The 26,326-nt window shown below is 66.9% G+C and carries 25 protein-coding genes; 20 read left to right on the top strand and 5 right to left on the bottom strand.

What is annotated here, in order from left to right:
- Positions 1-13: 13 nt before the first annotated feature.
- Positions 14-1,597: a phospholipase D family protein gene (locus E5P3_RS11830; RefSeq protein WP_162586146.1), complete on the bottom strand. Its 1,584-nt coding sequence runs from the start codon at positions 1,595-1,597 to the stop codon at positions 14-16.
- 168 nt (positions 1,598-1,765) lie between these two features.
- Between E5P3_RS11830 and E5P3_RS11825 the strand changes: the two genes are divergently transcribed.
- The 8 genes from E5P3_RS11825 to E5P3_RS11790 all read left to right on the top strand — a co-directional run bounded on the left by E5P3_RS11825 (position 1,766) and on the right by E5P3_RS11790 (position 11,514).
- Positions 1,766-2,191 (top strand): hypothetical protein, encoded by a 426-nt coding sequence (locus tag E5P3_RS11825; RefSeq protein ID WP_162586145.1) that lies wholly within the window; start codon positions 1,766-1,768, stop codon positions 2,189-2,191.
- Between the two features lie 39 nt (positions 2,192-2,230).
- A complete protein-coding gene (locus E5P3_RS11820; RefSeq protein ID WP_162586144.1) occupies positions 2,231-2,749 on the top strand; it encodes a CBS domain-containing protein in 519 nt (172 codons plus the stop codon).
- 34 nt (positions 2,750-2,783) lie between these two features.
- Positions 2,784-3,014 carry a hypothetical protein gene (locus tag E5P3_RS11815; RefSeq protein ID WP_162586143.1) on the top strand — a complete coding sequence of 77 codons (231 nt, stop codon included), beginning with the start codon at positions 2,784-2,786 and terminating at the stop codon, positions 3,012-3,014.
- A 44-nt stretch (positions 3,015-3,058) separates the two neighbouring features.
- Complete coding sequence (mgtA, locus tag E5P3_RS11810; RefSeq protein WP_162589650.1) at positions 3,059-5,542, top strand: magnesium-translocating P-type ATPase; 2,484 nt, start codon at positions 3,059-3,061, stop codon at positions 5,540-5,542.
- Between the two features lie 21 nt (positions 5,543-5,563).
- Positions 5,564-8,224 (top strand): bifunctional lysylphosphatidylglycerol flippase/synthetase MprF, encoded by a 2,661-nt coding sequence (gene mprF / locus E5P3_RS11805; RefSeq protein WP_162586142.1) that lies wholly within the window; start codon positions 5,564-5,566, stop codon positions 8,222-8,224.
- A gap of 98 nt (positions 8,225-8,322) precedes the next feature.
- Positions 8,323-9,588, top strand: a complete 1,266-nt coding sequence (locus E5P3_RS11800; RefSeq protein ID WP_197893958.1) for an efflux RND transporter periplasmic adaptor subunit — start codon at positions 8,323-8,325, stop codon at positions 9,586-9,588.
- Entirely contained in the window at positions 9,585-10,814 is a 1,230-nt protein-coding gene (locus E5P3_RS11795; protein ID WP_162586140.1) for an ABC transporter permease, read from the top strand. The genes E5P3_RS11800 and E5P3_RS11795 overlap by 4 nt, the downstream gene beginning before the upstream one ends.
- Positions 10,774-11,514, top strand: coding sequence for an ABC transporter ATP-binding protein (locus E5P3_RS11790; protein WP_443083243.1), 741 nt, complete (start codon positions 10,774-10,776; stop codon positions 11,512-11,514). Before E5P3_RS11795 ends, E5P3_RS11790 begins: the two co-directional genes overlap by 41 nt.
- Before the next feature lie 23 nt (positions 11,515-11,537).
- Here the strand turns inward: E5P3_RS11790 and E5P3_RS11785 are convergent, their stop codons facing one another.
- On the bottom strand, positions 11,538-12,362 hold the full coding sequence (locus E5P3_RS11785) for a universal stress protein (RefSeq protein ID WP_162586139.1): 825 nt from the start codon (positions 12,360-12,362) through the stop codon (positions 11,538-11,540).
- A gap of 257 nt (positions 12,363-12,619) precedes the next feature.
- On the opposite strand from E5P3_RS11785, the gene E5P3_RS11780 reads away from it, so the two are divergent.
- The 4 genes from E5P3_RS11780 (at position 12,620) to E5P3_RS11765 (ending at position 16,790) form a co-directional block, all read left to right on the top strand.
- A complete protein-coding gene (locus E5P3_RS11780) occupies positions 12,620-13,249 on the top strand; it encodes a dienelactone hydrolase family protein (protein WP_162586138.1) in 630 nt (209 codons plus the stop codon).
- A gap of 183 nt (positions 13,250-13,432) precedes the next feature.
- Positions 13,433-13,951, top strand: coding sequence for a universal stress protein (locus E5P3_RS11775; RefSeq protein ID WP_162586137.1), 519 nt, complete (start codon positions 13,433-13,435; stop codon positions 13,949-13,951).
- Complete coding sequence (gene ppsA / locus E5P3_RS11770; protein ID WP_162586136.1) at positions 13,948-16,386, top strand: phosphoenolpyruvate synthase; 2,439 nt, start codon at positions 13,948-13,950, stop codon at positions 16,384-16,386. The genes E5P3_RS11775 and ppsA overlap by 4 nt, the downstream gene beginning before the upstream one ends.
- Positions 16,383-16,790, top strand: a complete 408-nt coding sequence (locus tag E5P3_RS11765) for a CBS domain-containing protein (protein ID WP_162586135.1) — start codon at positions 16,383-16,385, stop codon at positions 16,788-16,790. The genes ppsA and E5P3_RS11765 overlap by 4 nt, the downstream gene beginning before the upstream one ends.
- Here E5P3_RS11765 and E5P3_RS11760 read toward each other — a convergent pair.
- Positions 16,782-18,314, bottom strand: coding sequence for a trypsin-like peptidase domain-containing protein (locus tag E5P3_RS11760; protein WP_232073099.1), 1,533 nt, complete (start codon positions 18,312-18,314; stop codon positions 16,782-16,784). The two genes, E5P3_RS11765 and E5P3_RS11760, sit on opposite strands and share 9 nt — an antisense overlap.
- 20 nt (positions 18,315-18,334) lie before the next feature.
- The gene (gene ftsH, locus E5P3_RS11755; protein WP_162586133.1) at positions 18,335-20,215 is read right to left on the bottom strand and encodes an ATP-dependent zinc metalloprotease FtsH; all 1,881 of its coding nucleotides are present in this window, start codon (positions 20,213-20,215) and stop codon (positions 18,335-18,337) included.
- Between the two features lie 50 nt (positions 20,216-20,265).
- Here ftsH and E5P3_RS11750 point away from each other — a divergent pair, with 50 nt between their 5' ends.
- The 5 genes from E5P3_RS11750 (at position 20,266) to E5P3_RS11730 (ending at position 22,960) form a co-directional block, all read left to right on the top strand.
- On the top strand, positions 20,266-20,865 hold the full coding sequence (locus E5P3_RS11750; RefSeq protein WP_162586132.1) for a host attachment protein: 600 nt from the start codon (positions 20,266-20,268) through the stop codon (positions 20,863-20,865).
- A gap of 122 nt (positions 20,866-20,987) precedes the next feature.
- Positions 20,988-21,416, top strand: a complete 429-nt coding sequence (locus tag E5P3_RS11745; RefSeq protein ID WP_162586131.1) for an Hsp20/alpha crystallin family protein — start codon at positions 20,988-20,990, stop codon at positions 21,414-21,416.
- Positions 21,417-21,481: 65 nt separating this feature from the next.
- The gene (locus tag E5P3_RS11740) at positions 21,482-21,877 is read left to right on the top strand and encodes a hypothetical protein (RefSeq protein WP_162586130.1); all 396 of its coding nucleotides are present in this window, start codon (positions 21,482-21,484) and stop codon (positions 21,875-21,877) included.
- 136 nt (positions 21,878-22,013) lie between these two features.
- Positions 22,014-22,667, top strand: a complete 654-nt coding sequence (locus E5P3_RS11735; RefSeq protein WP_162586129.1) for a BON domain-containing protein — start codon at positions 22,014-22,016, stop codon at positions 22,665-22,667.
- Between the two features lie 29 nt (positions 22,668-22,696).
- Positions 22,697-22,960, top strand: coding sequence for a hypothetical protein (locus tag E5P3_RS11730; protein WP_162586128.1), 264 nt, complete (start codon positions 22,697-22,699; stop codon positions 22,958-22,960).
- A gap of 101 nt (positions 22,961-23,061) precedes the next feature.
- Here E5P3_RS11730 and E5P3_RS11725 read toward each other — a convergent pair whose 3' ends face one another.
- Positions 23,062-23,715 (bottom strand): BON domain-containing protein, encoded by a 654-nt coding sequence (locus tag E5P3_RS11725; RefSeq protein WP_162586127.1) that lies wholly within the window; start codon positions 23,713-23,715, stop codon positions 23,062-23,064.
- Between the two features lie 32 nt (positions 23,716-23,747).
- Between E5P3_RS11725 and E5P3_RS11720 the strand changes: the two genes are divergently transcribed.
- The 3 genes from E5P3_RS11720 (at position 23,748) to E5P3_RS11710 (ending at position 26,320) form a co-directional block, all read left to right on the top strand.
- On the top strand, positions 23,748-24,251 hold the full coding sequence (locus tag E5P3_RS11720; protein WP_162586126.1) for a DUF883 family protein: 504 nt from the start codon (positions 23,748-23,750) through the stop codon (positions 24,249-24,251).
- A 70-nt stretch (positions 24,252-24,321) separates the two neighbouring features.
- Complete coding sequence (locus tag E5P3_RS11715; RefSeq protein WP_162586125.1) at positions 24,322-25,761, top strand: phenylacetate--CoA ligase family protein; 1,440 nt, start codon at positions 24,322-24,324, stop codon at positions 25,759-25,761.
- A 103-nt stretch (positions 25,762-25,864) separates the two neighbouring features.
- The gene (locus tag E5P3_RS11710; RefSeq protein WP_162586124.1) at positions 25,865-26,320 is read left to right on the top strand and encodes a universal stress protein; all 456 of its coding nucleotides are present in this window, start codon (positions 25,865-25,867) and stop codon (positions 26,318-26,320) included.
- Positions 26,321-26,326: the final 6 nt, after the last annotated feature.

Here is a 26,326-nt window from a genome sequence, read left to right as displayed (position 1 = left end):
GGATCGTGGCCCGTCACAGCATGTCCTCCGGGGCAAACCTGCCGAGCAGGCCGGCAATGAACCGGCGCCAGCCGCCGGCCAACGGCTCGCTGCCATAGCGCACCGGCTCGCCGCCGGCCAGGCCATGCCAGACGACCTGCGCGGTGCCGCTGGCGTCGGGCTCCGCAAGGTCGACGCGGTACGCCTGGCCGAGAGCGGTCGACTCCGCAAACAAGCCTCCGAGTTGCCGGCCCAGCGCATCGCTCTCGATCAGCGCCGCGATCTCGGTGTTCGCAGACCGCGAGCGCGGGTCCAGGTTCATGGATCCGATCAGCACCCACCGCTGGTCGACCACGATGGCCTTGGCGTGCAGGCTGGCCCCGGACGACAACCCGGGGCGTGTACTGCCCGACGCTGGCAGGCTCGGGAGAAATTCGTGCAGTTCGACCCCGCATGCCAGCAGTCGTGGCCGGTAGCGCGCGTAGCCCGAATGAACAAGCGGAACATCGGTGGATGCAAGGGAATTGGTGAGCACCCTGACACGCCCGGATCTTCGGGCCAGCCCGCAAAGTACCGCAACGCCGCGCTCGCTCGGGATGAAATAGGGTGAGACCAGGAGTACCTCCCGACGCGCTGCCTCGACGATCGGGCGCATCGCTGCAGCGATATGCCCGACCTCCGTGCCGCCGGCCTTCGACTTGGCCGGGGTGTCGTAGAGCACGCTTGCCGGCGCGGTGATGAGCGCCAGCTTGCCGCCGCGCACCTCACGCCAGAAGTCCAAGGCCCGCATCCGCTGCACATAGTCCGTTTCGCGAAACCGCTGCGCATGCGCCTCCATCTCGGCGTACAGCCGCTTCGCCTCTGCGGCCTGCGGCGGTTCACCCAGGAATGCTGCGACCGGGATGGCCGATTCGCTGTTCCAGTACTCATCGAAGCTGCGCGATACCTGTGCCACGATGGGTCCGGCGGCCAGCACGTCGAGGTCCGCGAAATCGCCCGACCTGCGCACGTTGAAGTAGGCGTCGCCGAGATTGCGCCCCCCCATCACGACCACCGCGTTGTCGGCGATCCAGAGCTTGTTGTGCATGCGGCGGTTCAGGCGCGCCCCGTCACCCAGGAAGTCCAGCCACTGGAGCAAGCCGAGGGAACCGCGGTGCGCAAAGGGATTGAACACCCTGACCTGCACGTTGGCATGCGCCGCCAGCGTCGCAAGATCGCGATCACGGCCGGCTGCATACAGATCATCGATGAGCAAGCGGACCCGCACACCACGCTGCGCCGCGCGCAACGCCCGGTAGAGGAGCATCGTGGCCGTCGTGTCCCGCGCGACGACGTAGTACTGCAGATCCAGCGAACGCTGCGCCACATCCGCCAGCGCGGCGCGTGCCGCAAAGGCATCTTCGCCTGACACCAGCAGGCGGAACCCCGATTCGCCCCCCGACCCAGCGAGTTGGTCCGCGAAGGCGCGGCCCAGGAACGTCTGCTCCGCACCGTCGATGGCATACGACGCAGGCCGCGGTACCTCCCTCGGCAGCAGCGCGCAGCCGGCCGCGAACGCGACGGCCGCGAACGTGACCATTCGGCAAACTGTCTTCAAGCTGATGCGCAGGCGCTCCATGGATCGCATGCTTGCATCGCGCGGCGCGCCAAGCTTTGCGCTTTGTCAAGGCACACGGGAGAGATCGTCCGATCCTTGGCGTGCTCCAAGGCATCTTGTTGATCCAGCGCAAACGCGGGCGGCGCCCTTGTCCCAAGAATGGCCCATATGCACCTGAGGACATCGACCATGAACGATCGCAGATCCGCCTTGCTTTTCGCCGCCGCGCTGTTCGCCTTGCAAGGTGCATCGGGACCCGCGCTCGGCACCCCGTTGCCCGTGCTCGCACCCGGTTCGCATGCCAGCGGAGGCGTCAGTTTCGAGGGCCAGCAGGAAATGCAGGCGAACCAGGACTTGTACAACCTGCGCCTGACTTTCGCCGAGGCCCAGACGGGCGCCTACCTCGCAGGGGTGACCGTCACCATCGAGCCTGCGAACAAGAGCGCGCCATTGGGCCCGTTCACGGACTGCGGCCCCCTTTTCTACGTCGCGTTGAGTCCCGGCATCTACCGCGTCGTCGCGAGCTACGCGGGGCTCACGCGCTCCAAGACCATACGCGTGGGCAAGGCAGCCACGCAGGCCACCCTCTACTGGCCCGCCACCAGCGAACTGTGAGACATCGATCCGCCCCACCCACCTCTCGAGGAGAAACGCATGAACATCGGTTCCATCTGCACGCGGCGCATGATCGCCGTGGACAGCAGCAGCACGCTCGCCCAGGCCGCCGGCCTGATGCGCGAACATCACGTCGGCGCCCTGATCGTCACGAGCCAGACCGCAGCGGGTCCCTGCGTGACGGGCGTCGTCACCGACCGCGACCTGGTGATCGACGTGCTTGCCCGCGGCCTGGAGACCGCAGGCATCAAGATCGGCGAGCTGGCGAGCGACAAGATCGCGAGCGTCCCTGAAGAGACCGACATTGCCGGCGCCATGGCCGTGATGGAGGCCAACGGGGTACGGCGAGTGCTGGTGACCGACAGCGAGAAGCGCGTGACTGGCATCGTTTCGCTCGACGACCTGATGGACGCGTGCGCGAAGGAATTGGCCGGCCTCGCCGCGGTGATTCGCAGCGGCATCGAGCGCGAGGTCGCCGAATCCAGGAGCGACCCGCAGCCGCCGAAACCGATGCCCTTGCGCGTTCCAGCCGTCGGCACCGCGGGCTGGACAGCATGACGGAGCGATGGCCATTGCAGTTCGGGAAATGCTCATGAAGATCACCATCCACATCTCTGCCAAGCGAGCCTGCGAGGTGCAGGTCGGGACGACGCACCATCCCTACGCAGGACCTCTCCCAAAAGTCGGACAGACCATCGTGATCCCCGAGGACGCCAACGTCGAGGAAGAGGCCAAGGGCAAGGCGACGATCACCAAGATCCTCTGGCACTACAACCCGGCGTCCAGCGCGCTCTGGCCCGAGATCGTGTGCAAGATCGCGTAGGCCAGATCGAAGGGAACTACTGGAGCCTCCCACCAGGACGGCTGATGGCGCAGTCGCGGTCGACGGACCGCGGCCTCACTGCGGCGCAGGCAGCCTTGCGCCTGGCGAAGTACGGACCCAACGCCATCGACGCGCCAAGGCGTGCGGGCGCCATCGGCCTGTACGCAAGGCAGTTCAAGAGCCCGCTGGTACTGATCCTGATCGTCGCCTCGGTCGTATCCCTGGTGGCCACGGAATGGGTCGATGCCGGCGTCGTGCTCGTCATCGTCCTTGGCAGCACGATCCTCGGGTTCGTGCAGGAGTACATCGCCAGCAACGCCGTCGAACGGCTTCGCTCGCAGGTCACCATCAGGGCCCTTGTGGTGCGAGACGGGATCGAGCTCATGCTGCCGTCGGCCGAGGTGGTGCCCGGGGACGTGGTGCGACTGAGCGCCGGCAGCCTGGTCCCGGCCGACGGCCTGGTGCTCGAAGCGAAGGACTTCTTCGTCAGCCAGGCGGTGCTCACCGGCGAGACCTTCCCCGTGGAAAAGATGCCCGGCACGGTGGCGCCGGCAGCGGGGCTGACCGAGCGCAGCAACTGCGTCTTCATGGGCACCAGTGTGCGCAGCGGGACGGCGCGGGTGCTGGTCGCGGCGACAGGCAAGCAATCCGTCTTCGGTCAGATCGCGGGGAAGCTGGCGCTGCGTCCCGCACTGACCGAGTTCGAGCGCGGAATCCAGCGCTTCGGCTACCTGCTCACCCGCATCATGCTGGTGATGGTGATGACCGTGCTCGCCATCAACATCTTCATGGCCAAGCCGCCGATCGAGTCGCTGCTGTTCGCGCTGGCGCTCGCAGTGGGGCTGGCGCCCGAACTGCTGCCCGCCATCATCAGCGTGACCCTGTCGCATGGCGCCAAACGGATGGCGCGCCTGGGCGTCATCGTGCGGCGCCTGAATTCCATCGAGAACCTGGGCAGCATGGATGTGCTGTGCACCGACAAGACCGGCACGCTCACGGCAGGGGTCGTGCAGCTCGATGCCGCGGCCGACGTGGCCGGCCGCCCGAGTGCGGAGGTACTGCGTCTCGCCTGCATCAACGCGCAGTTCCAGACCGGCATGGCAAACCCCCTGGATGACGCCGTGAGCTGCGCAGGAAAAAAGGCGGGCGTGGACCTGGCGACGGTAAGCAAGGTGGATGAGATCCCCTATGACTTCGTGCGCAAGTCGCTCTCCGTGGTCGCGGCCGACGCCGCCGGCGTGCGCACCCTGGTGACCAAGGGTGCGTTGTCGAATGTCCTGGCCATGTGCGACCGGGTGCGGGACGGCAAGGCGGAGGCTGCGCTGGACGCGGCGGCCCGCGCGCAGATCGAGGCGAGCTACGACGGCTGGAGCACCGAGGGGTTTCGCGTACTTGGAGTGGCCTCGCGCGTGGTGGAGCAGCGCAGCGCTTCGTACTCGCGTGTCGATGAAACCGGGATGTGCTTCGAGGGCTTTCTGCTTTTCCTCGATCCACCCAAAGACGATGTGCGCCAGACCCTCACGGACCTCGCGCAGCGCGGCGTGCAGCTGAAAATGATCACGGGCGACAACCACAAGGTGGCCCGCCACATTGCGCAGGCGATCGGCCTGCCGGTCGAGGTGACCCTGACCGGCGACCGCCTGAACGCGATGAGCGACGAGGCCCTGCTTCACGCGGCGCAGCATGCCACCGTCTTCGCCGAGGTCGACCCGAACCAGAAAGAGCGCATCATCCTTGCGCTGCGCAAGACGGGTCACGTGGTCGGGTACATGGGGGACGGCATCAACGATGCGCCCGCCCTGCACAGCGCGGACGTAGGCATCTCGGTCGACACCGCGGTGGATGTAGCGAAGGATGCCGCGGACTTCGTGCTGCTGCGCAAGGACCTGACCATCCTGCGGGCCGGCATCGACGAGGGCCGCATGGTCTTCGCCAACACGCTCAAGTACATCCTGACCACCATCAGTGCCAACTTCGGCAACATGTTCAGCATGGCAGTCGCATCCGTCCTGCTGCCGTTTCTTCCCCTGCTGGCCTCGCAGATCCTTCTGAACAACTTCATGTCCGACATTCCCGCCGCCGCGATTGCCAGCGACACGGTGGATGCCGAATGGGTGCAGAAGCCGCGCCGCTGGGACACGGCGTTCATCCGCGACTACATGGTGCTGTTCGGCCTCGTGAGCTCGGTGTTCGACTTCCTCACGTTCGGCGCGCTGCTTTGGCTGTTCCATGCCACGCCCGAGGAATTCCGCACCGGCTGGTTCATCGAATCGCTGCTGACGGAATTGGTGATTGCACTGGTGGTGCGCACGCGCGGACCCTTCTGGCGCAGCCGGCCGGGAAACCTGCTGCTCGCGAGCACTGCGGCAATCATCGTTCTGGCGCTCGCGCTGCCGTACTTGCCATTCGTGTCCATTTTCGGCTTCGTGCCGCTGCCCGCACCGGTGGTGCTTGCGATGGTCGTACTGACATTGGCCTATGTCGCGGCGGCCGAGGTGGCCAAGCGGTTCTTCTATCTGCGACGCTAGCCGCGGATGGAGGACAGGCTGATGCGACCACTCGCGATCCTGCGTCCGTTCGTCGGGATCGCCGTCTTCGCGCTGTCGCTGTGGGTGCTCCAGGATTGGCTGCGCCTGCAGCGTCACCAGGATCTGCTTCGTGTCCTGTCGAGCATGCCGGCCACGGCGCTGGGGTGGGCCGCGGCGCTGACTGTGGGCGGCTACGCGGTACTGGCCGGCTACGACCTGCTGGCCATGCGATTCGTCAGCCGCCGCATGCCCCTGGCGTCGATTGCGGCGACGGCATTCATCTCCAACGCCCTGGGCAACAACTTCGGCAACACGCTGATCACCGGCGCCGCGGTGCGCTACTGGACATACACCTCGGCCGGCCTGTCGGCGCCCGATATCGCGCGAGTGGTGCTTTTCTGCAGCGCCGGCTTCTGGCTCGGATTCCTGCTGGTCGGCGGCGTGGCGTTCGCCAGCGCCCCGGTGATGCTGCCCGCGGCGCTCCATTGGGCCGGCGAGACAACTCGCCCGCTGGGCGTTGTATTCCTCGCCCTGCTCGGGGCGTACATCGCCCTGACCGTATCGACGGCAACGCGCCACCGCCCTCTGGCAGTGGGCAACCGGCATCTCGAACTGCCATCGCCGGCACTCACCTTCGGCCAGGTCAGCGTCGCCTCGCTGGACCTGTGTCTGATGTCGGCCGTGTTCTACGCACTGCTGCCGCCGGCCGCCGGCATTGGATTCACCCACTGCATGGCGGTGTTCCTCCTCGCCCTCCTGGCAGGCAACGTGAGCCTCGTTCCCGGAGGACTGGGCGTGTTCGAATCGGCAGTGGTCATCATGCTCGACCAGCGTGTGCCGCCGGCCGAACTGGCCGCTGCACTCCTCGTGTTTCGCGGGATCTACTTCATCGCGCCACTGTTCTTCGCGGCCGCCCTGCTGGGCGTCCGGGCCGGCGCGGCGCGGCTGCCGGCTCGGCGCAACAGGCTTTCCGACGCCACCCGGTCCCTGGTGGCGCTGGCGCCGCAGATTCTGGCCGCCATTGTTTTCGTCGCCGGGGCGCTGCTGCTGTTCTCGGGCTCTACGCCGGCCGCCTCGGGCCGGCTCGAGCTCCTCAGCCGCATGCTCTCTCTACCGGTGATCGAAGTCTCCCACTTCATGGCCAGCCTGGCCGGCGCGGCCCTGCTGCTCCTGGCGCATGCCCTGCAGCGCCGGCTCGATGCTGCCTGGCATGTCGCGCTGCTGCTGTTGGCCGCTGCCGCCGTGTTGTCGCTGGCGAAGGGCTGGGATTATGAAGAGGCCATCGTGCTCGGGTTCGCGGGCGTGGTCCTGCTGTCTTCCCGCGGACAATTCCGTCGCAGGTCTTCACTTCTCGGCGAGCCCTCCAGCCCCTCGTGGATGACCGCTATCGCGATCGTGCTCGCCGCGTCCCTCTGGCTCGTGCAGTTCGCAAACCGGCACGCGTTGCAAGCGGGTCTCTCATGGTGGGACTTCGCGCTGCACGCCGAGGCTTCGCGTTCGCTGCGTGCGACGGTGGGAGCGGCCTCGCTGGCGGCGTTGTTCGGCCTGTACAGGCTGCTGCGCCCGGCGCGCCCCGCGATTCCGGCGCCCTCGGCCGGCGACATCGAGCGCGCGCGAGCGATGGTGGAGCGCTCGCCGCATACCTATGCCAACCTCGTGCTGCGCGGCGACAAGGCACTGCTGTTCAGCAGCGCTCAGGACGCCTTCATGATGTATGGCCGCAGCGGACGCAGCTGGGTCGCGATGGGCGACCCGGTTGGCAGCGCCGAAGGTGCGCGCGAGCTGATCTGGCGCTTCCGCGACCTGTGCGACCGCTTCGACGGCTGGTGCGTTTTCTTCGAGGTGCGAGGGGAGCGGCGTGCGGATTACGCGGAAGTGGGGCTGGGCCTGACGCCGCTGGGCGAGCAGGCGCGCGTCAACCTCGCGCGATTCGACCTTGCCCTGCCGGCGCACAGTGATCTGCGCCAGGCGCGTTCCCGGCTGCTGCGGCGCCGTTGCCGTTTCGAGATCGCGCCGCGCGAGACCGTTCCGGGTCTGCTGCCCGAGCTGGCCCGGGTCTCCGACGCCTGGCTGGCCACGAAGCGCACCCACGAGAAGGCCTTCTCCAACGCGTCCTTCGACGTCCGCTACCTGGCGCAGTTTCCAGTGGCGGTCGTGCGCAGCGAAGAAGGCATCATCGCCTTCGCCAATCTGTGGTGCGGCGCCGGCAGGCAGGAGCTGTCAGTCGACCTGATGCGGCACCTGCCGACCGCACCGAACGGTACGATGGACTTCCTCTTCTGCGAGCTGATGCTCTGGGGTCGTGCACAGGGCTTTCGCTGGTTCGACCTCGGCATGGCGCCGCTTGCGGGCCTGGACACGCAGCGCGAGACGCCGCTATGGGGCCGCATCGGCACGCTGCTGTCTCGGCACGGCGAACACTTCTACAACTTCGAGGGCCTGCGCCGCTACAAGGCGAAGTTCGATCCGGTCTGGACGCCGCTGTATCTGGCGTCCCCGGGGGGCGTCGCACTGCCGGCGATCCTCTTCGATGTCGCTGCGCTGATGGCCGGCGGCGTGGCTGGCATCGTCTCCAAGCACGGCTCTCGCGGCTCCACGCGGCGCAGCGACGAATCCAAGCCGGCATTTCGCTCGCGCCTTGAGGACCGGCAGGCGAAGATTGCACGCACGACCGACGCATGACTTTGTCGCGTCGCCTTGATGTCGCTCAATCCATGGCCGATCGCTCCGCGTTACCGTTGCGTTCGGGGCGCGCACAAGCCGCGAGTCCCGATGAAGCAATGCCATCTCCTGTCGCGTGGGCCGCCTCGCTGAAGGCGCACCGCACCCTCATCCTCACCGCCATGGGGGCCGCCGCCTCCATTGCGACATTCCTGTTCCTGCTGGGGCGCCCGCCGGCAGTGGCAGCCTATGCGGCCACCCGAGGCGACGTGGTGCAGACGGTCGTCGCGAGTGGCCGCGTCGTGAACCCGTTGCGCATCGACATCGGCAGCCAGTTGACTGGCTCCGTATCGCGCATCCCTGTGGATGAAGGCCAGGCGGTCAAGGCGAATGAGGTCCTGATCGAACTGGAGGGCGACGAGTTGCGCGCGCAGGTCGTGCAGGCCCGCCTCGCGATGGCACAAGCCGAGGCCCGTCTGCGCCAGTTGCGCGAGACCACCCTGCCTTCGGCGCAGCAGTCGCTGCGCCAGGCGCGCGCGAACCTCGTCGACGTGCAGCGCCAGTACGAGCGCACGCACGAGCTGCAGGCGACAGGCTTCGTAGGGCTTGCACAGCTCGATGGTGCGAAGCGCAATCTCGAGGTGGCCCAGTCCCAGTTGCGCGCAGCGCAGTTGCAGGTCGATGACAACAGCGCGGAGGGCAACGCGCAACGACTCGCGCAAATGGCCGTCGAGCAGGCTCAGGCCGCCATGCAGACGGCGCAAGCCAACCTGGACCACACGATCATCAGGACGCCATTGGCCGGCACGCTGATCAGCCGCGCGGTCGAGCGTGGTGACGTGGTCTCCCCGGGCAAGGCGCTGATGGTGCTGTCACCTTCGGGCGAGACCCAACTCGTTGTGCAAATCGACGAGAAGAACCTCGCACTGATCGCGCTCGGGCAGGTCGCGCTCGCCTCCGCCGACGCGTACCCGGACCTCAGGTTCGATGCCGAGGTGGCCTACATCAATCCGGGCGTCGACCCGCAGCGCGGCTCGGTCGAGGTCAAGCTGCGCGTACCCTCGCCGCCGGACTACCTGCGCCAGGACATGACGGTATCGGTAGACATCCTGGTGGCACGGCACGCGGGAGCGCTCGCCGTGCCCGGCGATGCGGTGCATGACGCGGGCCGGGCCAGTCCATGGGTGTGGCATGTGGTGGACGGCCGCGCCCGCAAGCAGCCGGTTCGCACAGGCGTCCGTGGTGACACGTGCATCGAGATCGTCGATGGATTGCGCCAAGGCGACCTGGTGCTCGCCGGCCCCGCACCGACGATCGGCGAAGGACAGCGCGTTCGCACCCATCTGCGGGAATGGGCCGGCGCTGCGGTCGCGAGCGCCTCATGAGCAAGCTCCTGCCGATCGAGTGGCTCGCAGCGCTGCGCTTCCTCAACGAAGGCCGCTTGCAGACCCTCTTCATCGTGGGCGGCGTAGCGATAGGTGTCGGCGTGATCGTGTTCATGTCGGCGTTGCTCGATGGCATGCAGGCCAACATCTTCCGCCGTGTACTGAGCTCGCAGCCCCACATCGTCATCAGCCGCCCCAAGGATGTGGCGCGGCCCTTGCGCGTACCGCGCGACGGCGAGATCGTCGCCGCCAACGTGCAGAGGCGCTCGCAACTCGTCGCGTCGGTCGACCAGTGGCGCAAGGTGCGCGAGTCGATGCGCCGTCGCGCCGACATCAACGTGGTGTCCCCCACCGCAAGCGGCCCTGGATTCGCGATTCGCGGCGATGCCAGCGAGTCGATCACACTGGTCGGCATCGACCCGCAGCAATACGTGAAGATCGTTCCCCTGCCCGACAAGCTCGTGGCCGGCAGCTTTCGACTGACGACGAGCGACATGATCGTGGGTACGCAGCTGGCCGATGACCTGGGCGTGCGCGTCGGCGACAAGCTGCGCGTGGCGACCGCCGCCGGCACGAGCGCGACGCTCGCCATCGTCGCGATCTTCGATCTGGGCTCCAAGGGCGTGAACCAGCGCAACGTCTACGTCGAGCTCGCGACCGCGCAGAACCTGCTGAACCTCGTGGGCGGCGTCTCGAGCATCGACCTGACCGTGGTCGATCCGTTCGAGGCCGAAACCGTTGCGCAAGAGATCGTCGCCGAGACGGGCCTGCTCGCGGAGAGCTGGATCAAGACGAACAACCAGTTCTTCCTGGGGCTGAACGCGCAGAAGTTTTCGAGCTACCTGATCCGGCTGTTCGTCGGCCTCTCAGTGGCTGCGGGCATCGCCAGCGTGCTGGTGGTGTCGGTGGTACAGCGATCCAAGGAAATCGGCATCCTGCGGGCGATGGGAGGCTCGCGCGGCCAGATGCTCAGTGTCTTCCTCATCCAAGGCGCGGTGGTCGGCCTGGTCGGCTCCCTCGTCGGCTCGGCGTTCGGCACCTTGTTGCTCGAGGTGTGGCGGCTGGCGGCACGCAATCCGGACGGCACGCCGATGTTCGCGGTGACCGTGGACTCCGGGCTGTACGCCTGGGCCGCGGTCCTCGCGACGATCACGGGGCTCGTCGCAGCGGTTACGCCGGCAGTGCGTGCCGCGCGGCTCGATCCGGTCGCCGCCATCCGGGGATAGCATGGCAACGGATGATGTCCTGCGGCTGGAGGGTGTGCGCAAATCCTATGGCGTGGGGACGACGGCCGAGACCGAGGTGCTGCACGGCATCGACCTGGCGCTCGCGCGCGGCGAATTCTGCGCGTTGATGGGCCCGAGCGGATCGGGCAAGAGCACGCTGCTGAACATCATGGGTCTGCTCGACCGGCCCGATGCCGGGCGCATATGGATCGACGGCAACGACACCAGCGGACTCGGCGAAGCGGATCTGACACGCCTGCGCGGCCACGCGATCGGCTTCGTCTTCCAGTACCACCACCTGATCTCAGCGTTCACTGCACTGGAGAATGTGATGATGCCGATGCTGCTCGAGCGCGGCCGTGCGGACGATGCAATGAACGAACGGGCGCGCGCGCTTCTCGACCAGGTGGGCCTGCTGCCATGGCAGAACAACCGTGCGACGAACATGTCCGGCGGCCAGCAGCAGCGCGTGGCGATCGCTCGCGCACTCGCCATGAATCCGGCGCTCATCCTGGCCGACGAGCCTACGGGCAACCTCGACACGAAGTCGGCCGAGGGCGTGTTTACGCTGTTGCGACAAGTCAGCGCGAAGCAAGGCACGACGGTGCTCATGGTGACCCACAACCACCAACTCGCCGGAAGGTGCGACCGCATCGTGGAACTCGTCGACGGGCGCATCGTCGCCCCGGTGACAGCCTGAACGCCTGGCAAGGTCCGGGCGGCTCAATGCGACATCAACACCGGCAAGGTCATGGATTGAAGCATCGACCGTGTGGCGCCGCCGAGCACCCATTCGCGCGCGCGGCTGTGCCCGTAGCAGCCCATCACCAGCAGGTCTGCGCTCACGTCGGCGGCCTTCGAAAGGATCCTCTCCCCGACTTCGTCCTCATCCGGATCGCCGTGTTGCAGCGCCACGGCATCCACCCCTTGCGCGCTCAGATAGCGCTGCAGGCTGCGCAGGGAGGCCTCGGCGTCTTCGCCATAGGAGACCGCATGGACGGACTGCGCGCGCACCAGCCAGGGCAGCGCTGCCGACAACGCACGCGCGGCCTCGCGCGTTTCCTTCCAGGCAATCAGGACGTTGCGGCCGACCGTGGCGACCGGCCCCGCATAGGGCACCACCAGCGCGGGCCGGCCGGACTCGACAAGAACGCTGGGCACGAAATCCGCGGGCAACTCTCCTGGGGCAGGGTCATCCGGGTCGCGCTGCCCCAGGATGAGCAGGTCGGCATAGAGGGCACGGCGGGCAAAGCCCCAGGGGGCGTCGCTCATCGGCTCCGCCCAGTGCAGGCGCGGCGATTCGCCGCCGGCCGCCTTGAAGGTCGCGTACGCCTTGTCGCGACAGTCCTTGTCGAGCGACTCCATGATCGCCATGGCTTCGGCCGCGCCCTCCAGGGCATACGGGTACCGCATCAGGGCCGACCTGGTGCAAGGCTGGGCGATGACTTCGCCCTCGAAGGCATCGGCGACCTGGCGCGCGATCTTGACTCGTTCCGCAGCCCGCGCGGAGCTGTCGAGGTGAAGCAGGATGGTCTTGGGTGTCTGCATGAGCGGCTCCTTGAGTACCCTCGAAGAAAGCGCCCAAGTTAACGCGAGCGGCGTCTCTTGACTTTGCGCAGCATCAAACCGCACGACGCCGATTCGATGGCTCCCTTTTCATCCAACTGCCGGGCACTTGATCCAGCGCAAACCTCCTTTTGAGTTCACAGGTCAAACTGACCTCCAACCCGCAGGATGCATTCTTGTCGAACATCGATCTCGAACGCCTTCGCCTCGCCATGGCGCAAGATCAGGACTGAGTCTCCATGCCGAACCTATTGCCCTTGTCGATCGGATCCCAAAGGCTGGAAGGGGAACTGTGCCTGGTGGGTCCGCCGCGCGGCATCGTGGTCTTCGCGCACGGCAGCGGCAGCAGCCGCCGCAGCCGTCGCAACATGCAGGTGGCCGAGGTCTTGCAACGCAGAGGCCTGAGCACGCTGTTGTTCGACCTGCTCACGGACGAGGAGGCCAAGCAACGCGCCAACGTGTTCGACATCCCCCTGCTTGCGCAACGGGTAATGGATGCGCTCGACGCCTTGTCGTCCTACGGCCCCCAGCCCATCGGCCTCTTTGGCGCGAGCACGGGTGCGGGCGCGGCCTTGGCCGCGGCGGCGCGGCGTCCGGAGGCTGTGCAAGCCGTCGTCTCGCGCGGCGGGCGTCCAGATCTCGCCGGCGAGGCATTGGGGGCGGTTCTTGCGCCGACCCTGCTCATCGTCGGCGGGGCCGACACCGAGGTCCTGGCCCTGAACCGTGCAGCCCTGGAACAGCTGCGTTGCCCAAAGCGTCTCGAGATCGTCCCGCGCGCCACCCATCTCTTCGAGGAAGCCGGCGCCCTGGACGTGGTCTCGGCACTGGCCAGCGCGTGGTTCGTCGAGCATCTTCGTCCTGACGCTTGATCGGACCTCCGCTTCGGCAGCTGCTTGTCGTCGTCATGGTCGGCGATGGATACCGCCAGCCCGGCAGGCAAGGATCGACACCACTTCTCCTGGCCGTGGTGCTGGCTTGCGGCAGATCAAGGCGCGATGCGCCGACGTTCCGATACTGACAGCCTCTGCATTCGAGATTGAAGGGATCCTGTCATGTACCAACGAATTCTTGTGCCCCTCGACGGCAGCGCGACGGCGCAGCGCGGGCTGGCAGAAGCCACCCGACTGGCGAAGTTGACGCAAGGCCGGCTGCGGATCATCCACGTGATCGACGAGCTCTCGTTCGCGCTTGCCATGGATGCCTATGCCGGCCACGCCGGAGACTGGCTGAGCGTGCTGCGCGAGGACGGCGAGCGGCTCCTCGCGCAAGCCACGGCTGCCGCGAAGGCGGCCGGCGTCGAAGCCGACACGGTCCTGTACGACAGGCGCTCCGGACAGGTTCACGAACTGGTCACCGCCGAAGCCGCCAAGTGGCCCGCGGACCTGATCGTCCTCGGAACGCACGGCCGCCGCGGCGTCGGTCGCGTCGTCATGGGCAGCAGCGCGGAGCACATCCTGCGCAATGCGCCCGTGCCGGTGCTGCTCGTGCGGGCACCGGAGACCGAATCCAGGCCGCAGCCGGGAGAACCGGTGCACGTAAGTCAGCCGACGGCGGCCCTGGCCTTCGAATGATGGCCACCTATATCCGCTGGTTCTCCGAGATCGGCGTCGACGACGTGGCGAGCGTCGGCGGCAAGAACGCGTCGCTCGGCGAGATGTACCGCGCGCTGACGCCCCATGGCGTGCACGTGCCCAACGGCTTCGCGATCACGGCCGAGGCCTATCGCCGCACCCTGGAGCTCTCCGGCGCGCTGCCGCGCTTGAGGGATGCGTTGGCTGGCCTGGATGTCGAGGACATCGATGATCTTGCGCGGCGCGCGCAGCTTGCGCGGGAGATCGTCCTTGCCGCAACGCTCCCCGAGGAGCTGGCGAGCGAGATTCGCTCAGCGTACGCCCGGCTGCGGGCGGAGTGCGGCGCCGACATGAGCGTCGCGGTTCGCAGTTCCGCCACCGCGGAAGACCTGCCGACCGCAAGCTTCGCGGGCCAGCACGAGAGCTTCCTGAACATCTCCGGCGAGGCGAGGATGCTGGACTCCGTACGCCTGTGCTTTGCCAGCCTGTTCAAGGACCGTGCCATCGCCTACCGGGTCGACAAGGGCTTCGATCACTTCAAGGTCTTCCAGTCGGTGTGCGTGATGCAGATGGTGCGTTCCGACCGCGCTGCCAGCGGTGTCATGTTCACGCTCGACACCGACAGCGGATTCCGCGATGTGGTCTTCATCACCGGCGCGTACGGCCTGGGCGAGAACGTCGTCCAGGGCACGGTCGACCCGGACGAGTTCTACGTCTTCAAGCCCACCCTGAAGCTGGGCCGCCGCGCCGTGCTCAGGCGCAAGCTGGGCAGCAAGGAAGTCCGGCTGGTCTACTCGAAAGCCGCCGGCAGGGAGCCCACCTGCAACTTGCCCACCCCCCCGGAAGACCGGGCCCGATACTGCATCGACGATGCCGACGTGCTGACACTGGCCGATGCGGCCGTGGTGATCGAGGATCACTACACCCGCCATGCGGGCCGGCCGACGCCGATGGACATCGAATGGGCCAAGGACGGCCTCGATGGCCGGATCTACATCGTGCAGGCGCGGCCCGAGACGGTTGCTTCCCGCAAGCCGCTGGACCGAATCGACGAGCACCGCCTCCATGCGACGGCGGCGCCGGTGGTCACCGGTCGAGCGGTCGGCGCGACGGTGGCGGTGGGGAAGGCCCGCGTCATCACCGATGTGATGGCGCTAGGCCAGTTCCAGCCCGGGGAAATCCTGGTTGCCGACACGACGATGCCCGACTGGGGCACTGTGATGAAGATCGCGGCCGCGGTCGTCACCAATCGCGGCGGCCGCACCTGCCATGCCGCGATCGTGGCCCGCGAGCTCGGCATTCCCGCGGTCATCGGCTGCGACGACGCGACGGCCAGGATCCGCACCGGCGACGAAGTCACCGTGTCCTGCGCGGAAGGCGCCGAAGGCCGCGTCTATGCAGGCGCAGTGCCGTTCGAGAAGACAAGCGTCGACCTGTCGGCGCTCGGACGGCCGCAGACGCATCTGATGGTCAATCTCGGCAATCCCGACAGCGCCTTCCAGACGGCGCGGCTGCCCAACGACGGCGTCGGATTGGCGCGCATGGAGTTCATCGTCGCCGAGCACATCAAGGTGCATCCGATGGCCCTGGTCCACCCGGAAAAGATCGCCGACCCGGCGGAGCGGGCCGAGATCGCGCGGCTGACCCGATCGTTCGAGCGACCGGCCGACTACTTCGTGCGTGAGTTGTCGGAAGGCGTGGGCATGATCGCCGCAGCGTTCTATCCGAGGCCGGTGATCGTGCGCATGTCCGACTTCAAGACCAACGAGTACGCCAGCCTGCTCGGCGGCAGCGGGTTCGAGCCGAAGGAGGAGAACCCGATGATCGGCTTTCGCGGGGCCTCGCGCTACACGCATCCGGCCTACGCGGAAGGCTTCGCGCTCGAATGCGCCGCCATGAAGCGGGTGCGCGAGGAGATGGGACTCGTGAACGTGAAGCTGATGATTCCGTTCTGCCGCCGGGTGCAGGAGGCCGAGCGCGTGCTCGAGGCGATGGCGGTGCATGGCCTGCGGCGCGGCGATGGCGGCCTCGAGATCTACGTCATGTGCGAGATACCGAACAACGTGATCCAGGTCGATGCCTTCGCCCGGCTCTTCGACGGCTTCTCGATCGGCTCCAATGACCTGACCCAGCTGGTGCTGGGCGTGGACCGCGACTCGCGCACGGTGGCCTTCGACTTCGACGAGCGCGACGATGGCGTCAAGGAGATGATTCGTCAGGCCATCGAAGGTGCGCGACGCAACGGCCGCCACATCGGCATCTGTGGCCAGGCACCTTCGGACTACCCGGAAATCGCAGCGTACCTGGTCGAGCTCGGCATCGATTCGATGAGCGTGACCCCGGACACGCTGCTCAAGATCACACGCGACGTCCTCGCCGTCGAAGAGCGGCTCGGGCGCCCTCCCCGCCAGCAGCCCCAAGGAACAAGCTCATGAACCCGCCCATTTCATCAATGATGCAGCGTCCGGTGTACAGCGTCACCATGGAGGACAGCGTGGAACAGGTGCAGGCCCTGCTCGCCGACAGGCACCTGTCGTGGGTGCCGGTCCTGGAGCCGGCACGCGGCGAAGTCGCGGGGATCATCAGCGCCTCGGATCTCGTTGCATTCCATGCGCAGGGGCGCGACGCCGCCACCACGCGCGCGTGGCAGATGTGCTCGTACAAGCCCATCGTGGTCGACATCGGGACGCCGGCCGCCCAGGTGGCGGCGCTCATGGTGGAGCGCGGCATCCATCACGTGGTCGTGACCGACGGCACCGGGATCGCGGGCGTGGTGTCGTCGCTGGACTTCGTGCGCAGCTTCGCGGCAGCGCCTGACGTTGCGCCGGGTTCAAAATGAAGCGTCCGGTCCTTCACGCTGAAACCCGGCGCCGGATGGACGGCTTGCGCCAAGCTCGACAGCAACGTAACGGCGGCTGCCGTCGCGGTCGATCAGCAGCGCCACCTTGCCGGAGCCTCTTCGGGTCAGCAGGTTCGCCTGATCGACCGAATTCACGGCTACGCCGTTGATGGCCAGCAGTACATCGCCGGGCTGCAGGCTCTCGCGCGCCGTCACGCCTGCCACGCCTTCGACCATGAGACCCCCCTCCAGGCGCCTCTGCGCTCGTTCCTTCGCCGTCAGAGGTCGCAGCTCCAGGCTGAATGGTGCGCCTTCGCGTTCGCCTCCGGCCGGGGGTTTGGCGTCTTCGGCGTCTGCCACGCGGCCGAGTGTCGCTCTCATTTCGCGCGTGCGCCTGTCACGCCACACACTCAAGCGCACCGTCTGTCCAGGCGCGGCCAAGCCGATGCGACTGGTGAGGTCCGCTGCCCGCCCGATCCGCTCCCCGTCGATCCGGGTGATCACGTCGCCGGGCTGCAGGCCGGCCGCTGCCGCGGCGTTGCCGGGCGCGACGCCGCTGATCAGCGCGCCATCGGCTGCATCGAGCCCGAAAGCCTCGGCCAATGCCTGGTCCAGGTCCTGGATCGTCGCGCCGAGCCTGGCGTGCGACATCCTTCCGGTCGCGAGGATCTGGTCCTTCACCTTCAGGGCCACGTCGATCGGGATGGCGAACGACAGCCCCTGGTAGCCGCCCGAGTGGGAATAGATCTGGGCGTTGATGCCGACGACCGCGCCGCTGCCGTCGAACAGCGGGCCACCCGAACTGCCCGGATTCACGGCAGCGTCGGTCTGGATGAGGGGCACCGCGATGTCGCCGGGCAGTGCCCGGCCCTTGGCACTCACGATGCCTTGCGTGGCCGTCTGCTCGAAGCCGAAGGGTGAGCCGATCGCCAGCACCGGATCGCCCACCTGCAACTGCTCCACATCGCCCACGCGCACGACGGGCAGGCCCCTTGCATCGATGCGCAGCAGGGCGGTGTCCGTGACCGGGTCGCTCCCCAGCACCTTGGCCTTGAACTCGCGCCGATCGCCGAGCTTGACCTTGAGTTCGGCGGCATCTCGCACCACGTGCGCGCTGCTGAGGATCAGTCCGTCACTTCCGATGATGAAGCCGGAGCCCTGGTTGCGGAAGGGAATGTCGAGCCTGGCCGCGTCGCCCCGCAAGCCGAGGAGATCGAGCAGGAGCTGAAGGCCGGGATCATCCTCCAGGCCGGGCGGCAGCTCGGTCGGGGACAGCGTGTGCACGCCTGCCGTGGTGATGCCCACCACGGCCGGGCCTTCCCGCTGCACGATGGCGCGATAGTCGGGCACCGAACCGGCCTGCAATGGCGGCGCGGGCGCCGCCACCGGGGATCGGGCGTGTGCGACGGGATCGCCGGTCCGGATCGCTCCGGTGGTGCATGCGCCCGAGCCTGCAACGACGGCCGCGAAGACGCCCCCCTGCAGCAACCTGCCCCAACCCGCGTGGATCCATGTTCCCGGCATGGAAAGTCCGCTCCCCATTCTCAGGCCGCCGTGGCGGCTACCGGAAGACTGGAGGACGGCAATGCAACGGCGGCGGCCGGCGCCCCGGCGTTGCCGACCAGCGCGAGCAACTCCGATTCCTCCAGCGTCTCCTTGGCCATCAATGCATGCACGCATCGGTCGAGCGTCGCGCGGCGCGCGCGCAGCAGCTGGGTCGCGCGTTCCAGGGCATCCTTCAGCAGTTCGCGCACGGCGCCATCGATCTGCTGCGCGGTCTGTTCGCTCGCGGCGCCGGCCTGCCTGGATGCCGGGTGCTGCGCGGGCTCGAGAAAGGGCGACGCCTGCTCGCCGTACACGACGGGGCCGAGCCCGATGTCCATGCCATAGCGCTGCACCATGTCGCGCGCCAGGTCCGTCGCCTTGACCAGATCGTCCGCGGCGCCGGTGGAAGGCTCGCCGAAGACCAGTATCTCGGCGGCCCGCCCGCCCAGCAGCACTGCCAGCTTGTCGAGCAGCTCCGCGCGCCGCAGCAGATGACGATCCTCCGAAGGCCGCTGCAGCGTATAGCCGAGCGCACCGATGCCATGCGGCACGATCGAGACCTTGTGCACCTTGTCGGCGCCGGGCAGCGCCAGTGCAGTCAACGCATGGCCCAGTTCATGGGTGGCCACCAGCCTGCGCTCCAGGGGGCCGAGGATGCGGTTCTTCTTCTCGATGCCGGCAACGATGCGCTCGATGGCCTGCGTGAAGTCGGACATCGTCACCGCACTCCCCTTGCGCCGGGTCGCGACCAAGGCCGCCTCGTTGACCACGTTTGCAAGATCCGCACCGGCAAAGCCCACCGTGATGGCGGCAACCTGATCGAGATCCACATCCGGGGACAGGCTGATCTTCCTCGCGTGCACCTTGAGGATCGCGGCACGCCCGATGCGATCCGGCCGGTCGACCAGCACCTGTCGATCGAAGCGGCCGGCGCGCAACAGCGCCGGGTCCAGCGTCTCGGGGCGATTGGTTGCGGCCAGCAGCACGACGCCGACGCTGGGATCGAAGCCGTCGAGTTCGACCAGCAGCTGGTTCAGCGTCTGCTCACGCTCTTCCTGCCCGCCGGCCATCGGGAACGCGGCGCGCGCCTTGCCGAGCGCATCGAGTTCATCGATGAAGATGATGGCGGGCGCATTGGCGCGCGCCTGCTCGAAAAGATCGCGCACGCGTGCCGCCCCGACACCGACGAACATCTCGATGAACTCGGAACCGCTGATCGAGAAGAAGACCACGCCGGCCTCCCCGGCGACCGCCCGCGCGAGCAGGGTCTTGCCTGTGCCGGTCGGCCCCATCAGGAGCACGCCCTTGGGAATGCGTGCACCCAGGCGGCCATGCTCCTTCGGATTCTTCAGGAAGTCGACGACCTCCTGCAGCTCCTCCTTGGCTTCGTCGACCCCGGCCACGTCATCGAAGCGCACGCCGGTGCTCTTTTCCATGTAGACCTTCGCCTTGCTGCGGCCGATGCCCAGCAGCCCGCCGCCCATCCCGCCTCCCGCGCGACGAGCCAGGAAACTCCACAGGCCGAACATCAGCAGGACGGGGAAAACCCACTGCAGCAGGGTCTGAACCCAGGTCGAGCTGTGAACCCGTTGATAGGGCACATCGAAGGACGAGAGCCGCTGCGCGATCTGTGGTTCCACCATCGTCGATGCAACGAACTGCCTGCCCTCGGCATCTGGCGTCTTGAGCCGCCCGGTGATCACGGTGTCGCCCACGGTGACTTCGGCGATCCGCCCGTCGAGCAGCTGCCGTTCGAAGGTGCTGTACGGAAGCACTTCGACGCCCCGGCTCTGCGTCCAGTAGTCCCACATCAACAGGCCGAGCGCCGCCGCGAGCCACACGGCGCCAAGGTTCAGATGCGTCAACTTCCACTTCTTCATGGTGGCCTCGCCAAATAATGGGATTGAGGCACGGCGGCCGAGCGGCGGCCTTGACGCAGAGCAAGCCCAGGCGTCAAACGGGCCGGGTGCAGAAGAGGCATCGCTCCACCCGATTGTTGCGCTGGCGCAAAGCCGGCGATCGGGAAGACGCGCAACATGTCCCACACATTTCAGGAGCTTTTCCCATGAAAGACCAGTGGATTCTTGTTGCCAATGCCTCGGTTGCACGCCTGTTCAGGCGTGGGTCGGCCAGCGAAGCGTTGGTCCCCGTGGAGACGATGACGCATCGGCAAAGCCGACTCAAGGGCGCCGAACTGGCGCACGACCGGCCGGGTCGCGAAGCCAACGACAACAGCCGCGGTCCCAACCGCTTCGAGCCGCGCAGCGATGTGCGCCGCAAGGAGCATCTGCGCTTCGCGCACGAGATCTCCGAGCGGCTGGAAAAAGGGTTGGCCGCCGGCGAGTTCGACTCGCTGCTGGTGTTCGCTTCGAGCCCTTTCCTGGGCGAGCTGCGGGCGCTTCTCAGCGAACGGGTCGAGAAGCACTTGAAGATGGCGCTCAACAACGACCTCACCGCATTAGACATGGCCGAGATCGAGGCGAGATTGCCGCGTTCCTGGGGCGAGGCGAACCTATCGCCATCTCGATGAACGCCCGTCACACGCACGAGAGTTGAGGAAGATCAAGCGGCTTGTCGGCGCGGCTGCCTACATTGACAAAGCGCGGTGCAGATGCCCGCGCCTTCGCAACCACTTCTACCCAAGGAACCATCATGAGCAACCTGAGACTGCTGGACCCGGTGTTCGGCAATGACTTCGAAGCCGCGCTGCGCCGCTTCTTTTCTCCAACTGTCTTCGAGGGCGAGACTGCTCCTCTGAAGATGCGCATCGACGTGAAAGAGAACGACAAGGCCTTCACCGTGCAGGCCGACATTCCGGGTGTCAAGAAGGAAGACATCAATGTCAAGATCGACGGCAACGTCGTCAGCATCGAAGCCGAGTCGAAGAGCGAGAAGGAAACCAAGGTCGACGGCGACAAGATCCTGCGCAGCGAGCGCTACTACGGGTCGGTTTCGCGCACGTTCAGCCTTGGCCAGGACGTCGACGACACGAAGGTGCAAGCAAAGTACCTCGACGGCGTGCTCACGCTGGAGCTTCCGAAGAAGGCGCCCGCCGCCTCGTCGAAGATCGTCATCCAGTGAGCTGCCATGCGGCCCTGAAGACCGGGCGACCCGGTCCTTGGGGCCGCAGGCTCCCCACGAGTAGCATGATGTTCGATGATTCAAGCAGCGCCCGTTCTTCGGAGGGCGTCGCTGCGCTCAGCCGCAGCAATTGTCTGTCTGCGCTTCGCGCCATCGAGAATGACATGGAGACAGCACTCGAGGCCGCGCGCAAGGCACGTGCGGCCCATTGCCTGGAATCCTTGCGCGGGCTTCTTTCGCATTTCGAGCTGGGCCGCCATGAAGTCCGGATCAGCGCGTTCTCGGATTCCACATGCCTGATCGTGCGCGTTCGTTCGCAGCTCTCCGATGGGCACGCGCGGCAGCCGAGCAAGCTGCGCTCCGATGGAGTAGTGCTCGACGTTCTTCAGGAGATCGACGACTTCCTTCAGGACCATGAGGAATGGACACGCCTGCTCGACGGCGAAATCCTCAATCCATGACAAGGCGCGATGGGCCTGCAAAAGACACGCGCGTGGTTCTCTTGATCCAGCGCAACGCGGTGGCGGCAATCTCTTCCTACAGTGGCATGGGCTCCTTTCTGGAGGCCAGCCGCGATCTCTCAATGAAAGGCAAGTCATGAAATCCGATACGCAACTCCGAACCGACGTCCTGGCCGAACTCGACTGGGACCCGGCCATCAAGGCCGGCGCAGTCGGCGTCACCGCCAAAGAGGGCGTGGTCACCTTGACAGGCCATCTCGGCAGCCATGCCGAGAAGGTGGCCGCCGAACGTGCGGCGCAACGTGTCCGGGGCGTGAAGGCGCTTGCGGTCGAGTTGACGGTCAAGCTGCCCGCGGGCGATGAACGCACGGATGCCGATATCGCGCGGGCCGTGGAGCACGCGCTCGAATGGACCATCCTTGTGCCGAACGGGAAGATCAAGCCGATGGTCGAGGCCGGCTGGGTGACGCTGAACGGCGAGGTCGAGTGGGAGTACCAGCGCCGCGCAGCGGAGAACGCGGTGCGTCCCCTGATGGGTGTCACCGGCGTGTCGAACATGGTCAAGATCTCGCCGAAGCTGCACGCCGCTGACGTCGAGAAGAAGCTGCGGGAAGCGTTGGCCCGGCAGGCGCAGCGCGAGAGCGACCGCATCCGGATCTCGGTCGACGGATCCAAGGTCGCGCTGCGCGGCACCGTTCATTCCTTCGCCGAGCTCTACGCGGTCCGCAATGCCGCCTGGTCGGTGCCGGGCGTGACTTCGGTCGAGAACGACCTGGTGGTCCTGGACTGAGTCCGGATGACAGCTCGAAGCTCGATGCCATGAAGAAGCGCTCGACGCCCAAGCCTTCCACCGCACCCGCAAAAGCGCGCCGGATCCGATCGCCGGTGCCTCCCGACGAGGCTGCAGGCGATGCGATCGACAGCACGCGGCGGGGCGCGTGGGATCCGGATCGGACCGATATCGAACGAGCGAACGAAGGGCATGGCCAATCTGTCGAGACCGCATCGCGCGACGCGGAGGCAGGGGGCGTCGAAGCGCCAGAGTCTCTCACGGAAGACAAGAAGGCCTTGCCTTTCGAATAGCCGCCGATGCGGCAGGTGCGTGATGCGCTGCCGCGCCTTCGACCTCTCGATTCGAGTGCCGCCGCAGGGGCGCCGCAGGCGATGCGGCGCCCCTGCGCGCATCAAGCGCCAACCTTGAGTTCATTGACCACGTTGGTCACTCCGGGCGCAGACCACGCGGCGCCCTGGGCTGTCGTGCGCTCCGCCCATGAATGCACCGTGCCCCGCAAGGTGGCGGTGGCGCCGTCGATCACGACCTCGATGCGCTGCGCTTCCTGCTCGGCATGCCTGGCGAGCGCCTCGCGGATGCGCGTGAGCACGTTCGCCGACATCACCTTCGGCTTGAGGATGATTTCGTTCGTCAGGCCCAGGACACCGGTCAGCGCACGGACAGCCTGCATGGCAGCGTTGCGCTGGTACGCCCAGTCGACGTCGCCTTTGAGCGTCACCCAGCCCTGCTCCACCCGCACCGTGAGGCGCTCCGCCGGCACCTGCGTATGCCACTTGAGCGCCGACTCCACGGCCGCGGCGATCTCCGAGTCGCTGCGCTTGTGTCCGGGTGCAAGCTTGACGTCCAGTTCGACTGCAAGCGCCTTCACGCCCTGGACCCGCTGCACGGCGCGCTCGACCAGGTACTTCTCGCCGTACGTCTCGAGATGACCGGTCAAAGTGACGACACCCTTGTCGACCACTACGCCCACATGCGTCGCATTCACTGCGGGATCCCACTCGAGCTCGTCTTCCACGTCCTTTTTCAGTTGTGCATCCGTCTTCATGATCTACCTTTCAAAGTCTGTCTGACCGGGGCTTGCAGGAACAGAACTGCAAGATGTTCGGGCGACGAAGAATGGGGGCCACCCGACTTGCCATGGTGAAGCCAAGGTTCGCGCACCTGATTGAGCAAGCTCAAATGAAAGGTCGTTTGGAGATCGCCGCCGCCAAAGTCACCTGGCAGCCTTGCGCGTGCTTGATCTGCATCAACGGTTGCACGCACGGCGCGCCTACGATGACCGCACCCACCCCTATCGAAAGACATGCCATGATCCACGCTCCCCAAGAAGAGTCTGCCGGCTCGATCCAGAGCTCGTCGCATTGCGGGCGGGTCCTGCGTTCCAGCGAAGCGCTCGCCAAGCTGGACGACGCGCTGCGCGGCGTTCGTGCACAGTTGAGCGAGTTGCAAGGTACGAGCTTGCGCAGAACGCGCGAGGCCATCCGCGCCGCCGACGAGTCCGTGCACCATCACCCCTACGGGGCACTTGCAGCGGTGGCGGTCACGGGGCTGCTCGTCGGCTTCCTGGCCGCGCGTCGCTGAGCTGCTCCCGGGGGAGGAGCCACGCCGCCCCTCCCTCGAAGGACAACCCACCCTGACCGGCTCGACAGCCATGCTGTCCTTCGACCCCTGGCTCGCCGGCGCGGTCGCGGCCCAAGTCGCCGCCGGCGGATGTGTCGATGCCGGCGCCCTGGCCGCGCTTCGCGCGCAGCGCCTTGGCGAACTCGTCGAAACCGCGGCACGCCGCTCGCCCCTCTACGGGCGTCTTCTCGCCGGCCGCCGTTCCGCCTCCGTTCGTTTGGCCGACCTGCCCATCGTGCGCAAGCGCGAACTGATGGCGCATTTCGACGAATGGGTCACCGACCCGGACGTGCGGCTGGAAGACCTGCGCCTCTTCGTCTCGGATCCGGCATCCATCGGGGCACCCTACAGGGACGGATACACCGTGTGGGAGAGTTCCGGCAGCAGTGGCGAACCTTGCATCTTCGTGCAGGACCGCAAGGCCATGGCCGTCTACGATGCGCTCGAGGCGCTACGCAGGCCTTCGGTGCGACCCCTGCGTCCCTGGATGGACCCGTGGTGCCTGGGCGAGCGCATCGCCTTCGTGGGGGCCACCAACGGGCATTTTGCGAGTACGGTCTCGCTGGCGCGCCTGAAGCGCCTGAATCCCGCTCTCACGGGCAATCTCCACAGCGTGTCCTTTCTGCAGCCCATGCCGCAGCTGGTCGAAGACCTGAACAGCATCGCCCCCACCGTCATCGCCACCTACCCGAGCGCAGCGGTCTTGCTGGCGCAGGAGCAGCTTGCTGGTCGCTTGAACATCCCGGTGCAGGAGATCTGGACTGGCGGGGAAGGCCTTTCCGACGCCATGCGACGACTCGTGCAGGCAGCCTTCCACTGCCCGATCGCGAACAGCTACGGCGCTTCCGAATTCCTGTCGCTGGCCTTCGAGTGCCGGTTGGGCCACCTGCACCTGAACAGCGACTGGGCGATCCTCGAGTCGGTTGACGGCGAGGGGCGCGCCGTCCCGTGCGGCACCGCGGGTGCAACGGTGCTACTCACCAACCTCGCCAACCACCTGCAGCCGCTCATCCGCTATGACCTTGGCGATCGGGTGACGCTGCATGCCGAGCCCTGCCCCTGCGGATCGCATCTTCCTGTCATCGACGTCGAGGGCCGCTGCGACGAGACCCTCCAGCTCGGCCGCGACCCGGGCCACCTCATTTCCCTCCTCCCGCTGGCTCTGAGCACGATCCTGGAGAGCGAGGCCGGCCTGTTCGATTTCCAGCTGGTGCAGGAGGGGCCGTCCGAGCTCCTGCTGCGCACCAGCTTGCACGGCGCGGACGCCGTTGCCGCGCTGGAGCGCGGCCGAGGTGCGCTCGAGGTCTTCCTGCGCGGCCAGGGCGCGCGAGGAATCCGTATCCGCTGCCGAAGCGCGGAGCCGGCACTGTACGGCCGCAGCGGCAAGGTACAGCGTGTGATCGCCGCGCCAGCGGCCGTGCGCCATACCCCCCGCCGAAAGAACCGGAAAGTGCGCATGCGTGAACGTTGACGCAGCGCAAGCCCGACGATGCGCCAGCAATGAACAATGAGCCGGCTCGTCGACCAGGCCGATCGCGAGCAAGTTCAAGACGGCCGACGAACGAGGAAAAGCCATGTACCAACATATTCTGGTTCCCCTGGATGGCAGTGCCACTGCCGAACGCGGGCTGCGCGAAGCAGTACGTCTCGCCGCCGAGCAGAAGAGCAAGCTGCGTCTGTTGCACGTGATCGACGACTTTCCGATGCTGATGGAAATGTCGGCGGTTTCCAGCTTCGACGCCGCGATGCGCAAGGTGCGCGAGTACGGCCAGGAGGTGCTGTCGAAGGCGCATGCCGCAGCCGCCGCCGCTGACGTTCAGGCAGAGACCGTCCTGCGCGAGGTGACGCAGGGCCGCATCGCGGACATCCTGATCGACGAGGCGCGCAGCTCGGGCTGCGACCTGATCGTCATGGGCACGCACGGGCGGCGCGGTTTCAGCCGTCTGGCGCTCGGCAGCGACGCCGATCTGGTGGTACGCCAGAGTCCCGTGCCTGTCCTTCTGGTCCGTGACGATCCGGAACAGTCCTGACGCGCC

Origin of the sequence: Variovorax sp. RA8, assembly GCF_901827175.1 — a bacterium.
Classification (GTDB): domain Bacteria; phylum Pseudomonadota; class Gammaproteobacteria; order Burkholderiales; family Burkholderiaceae_C; genus Variovorax.
This window is presented reverse-complemented; position numbering and strand designations above follow the sequence as displayed.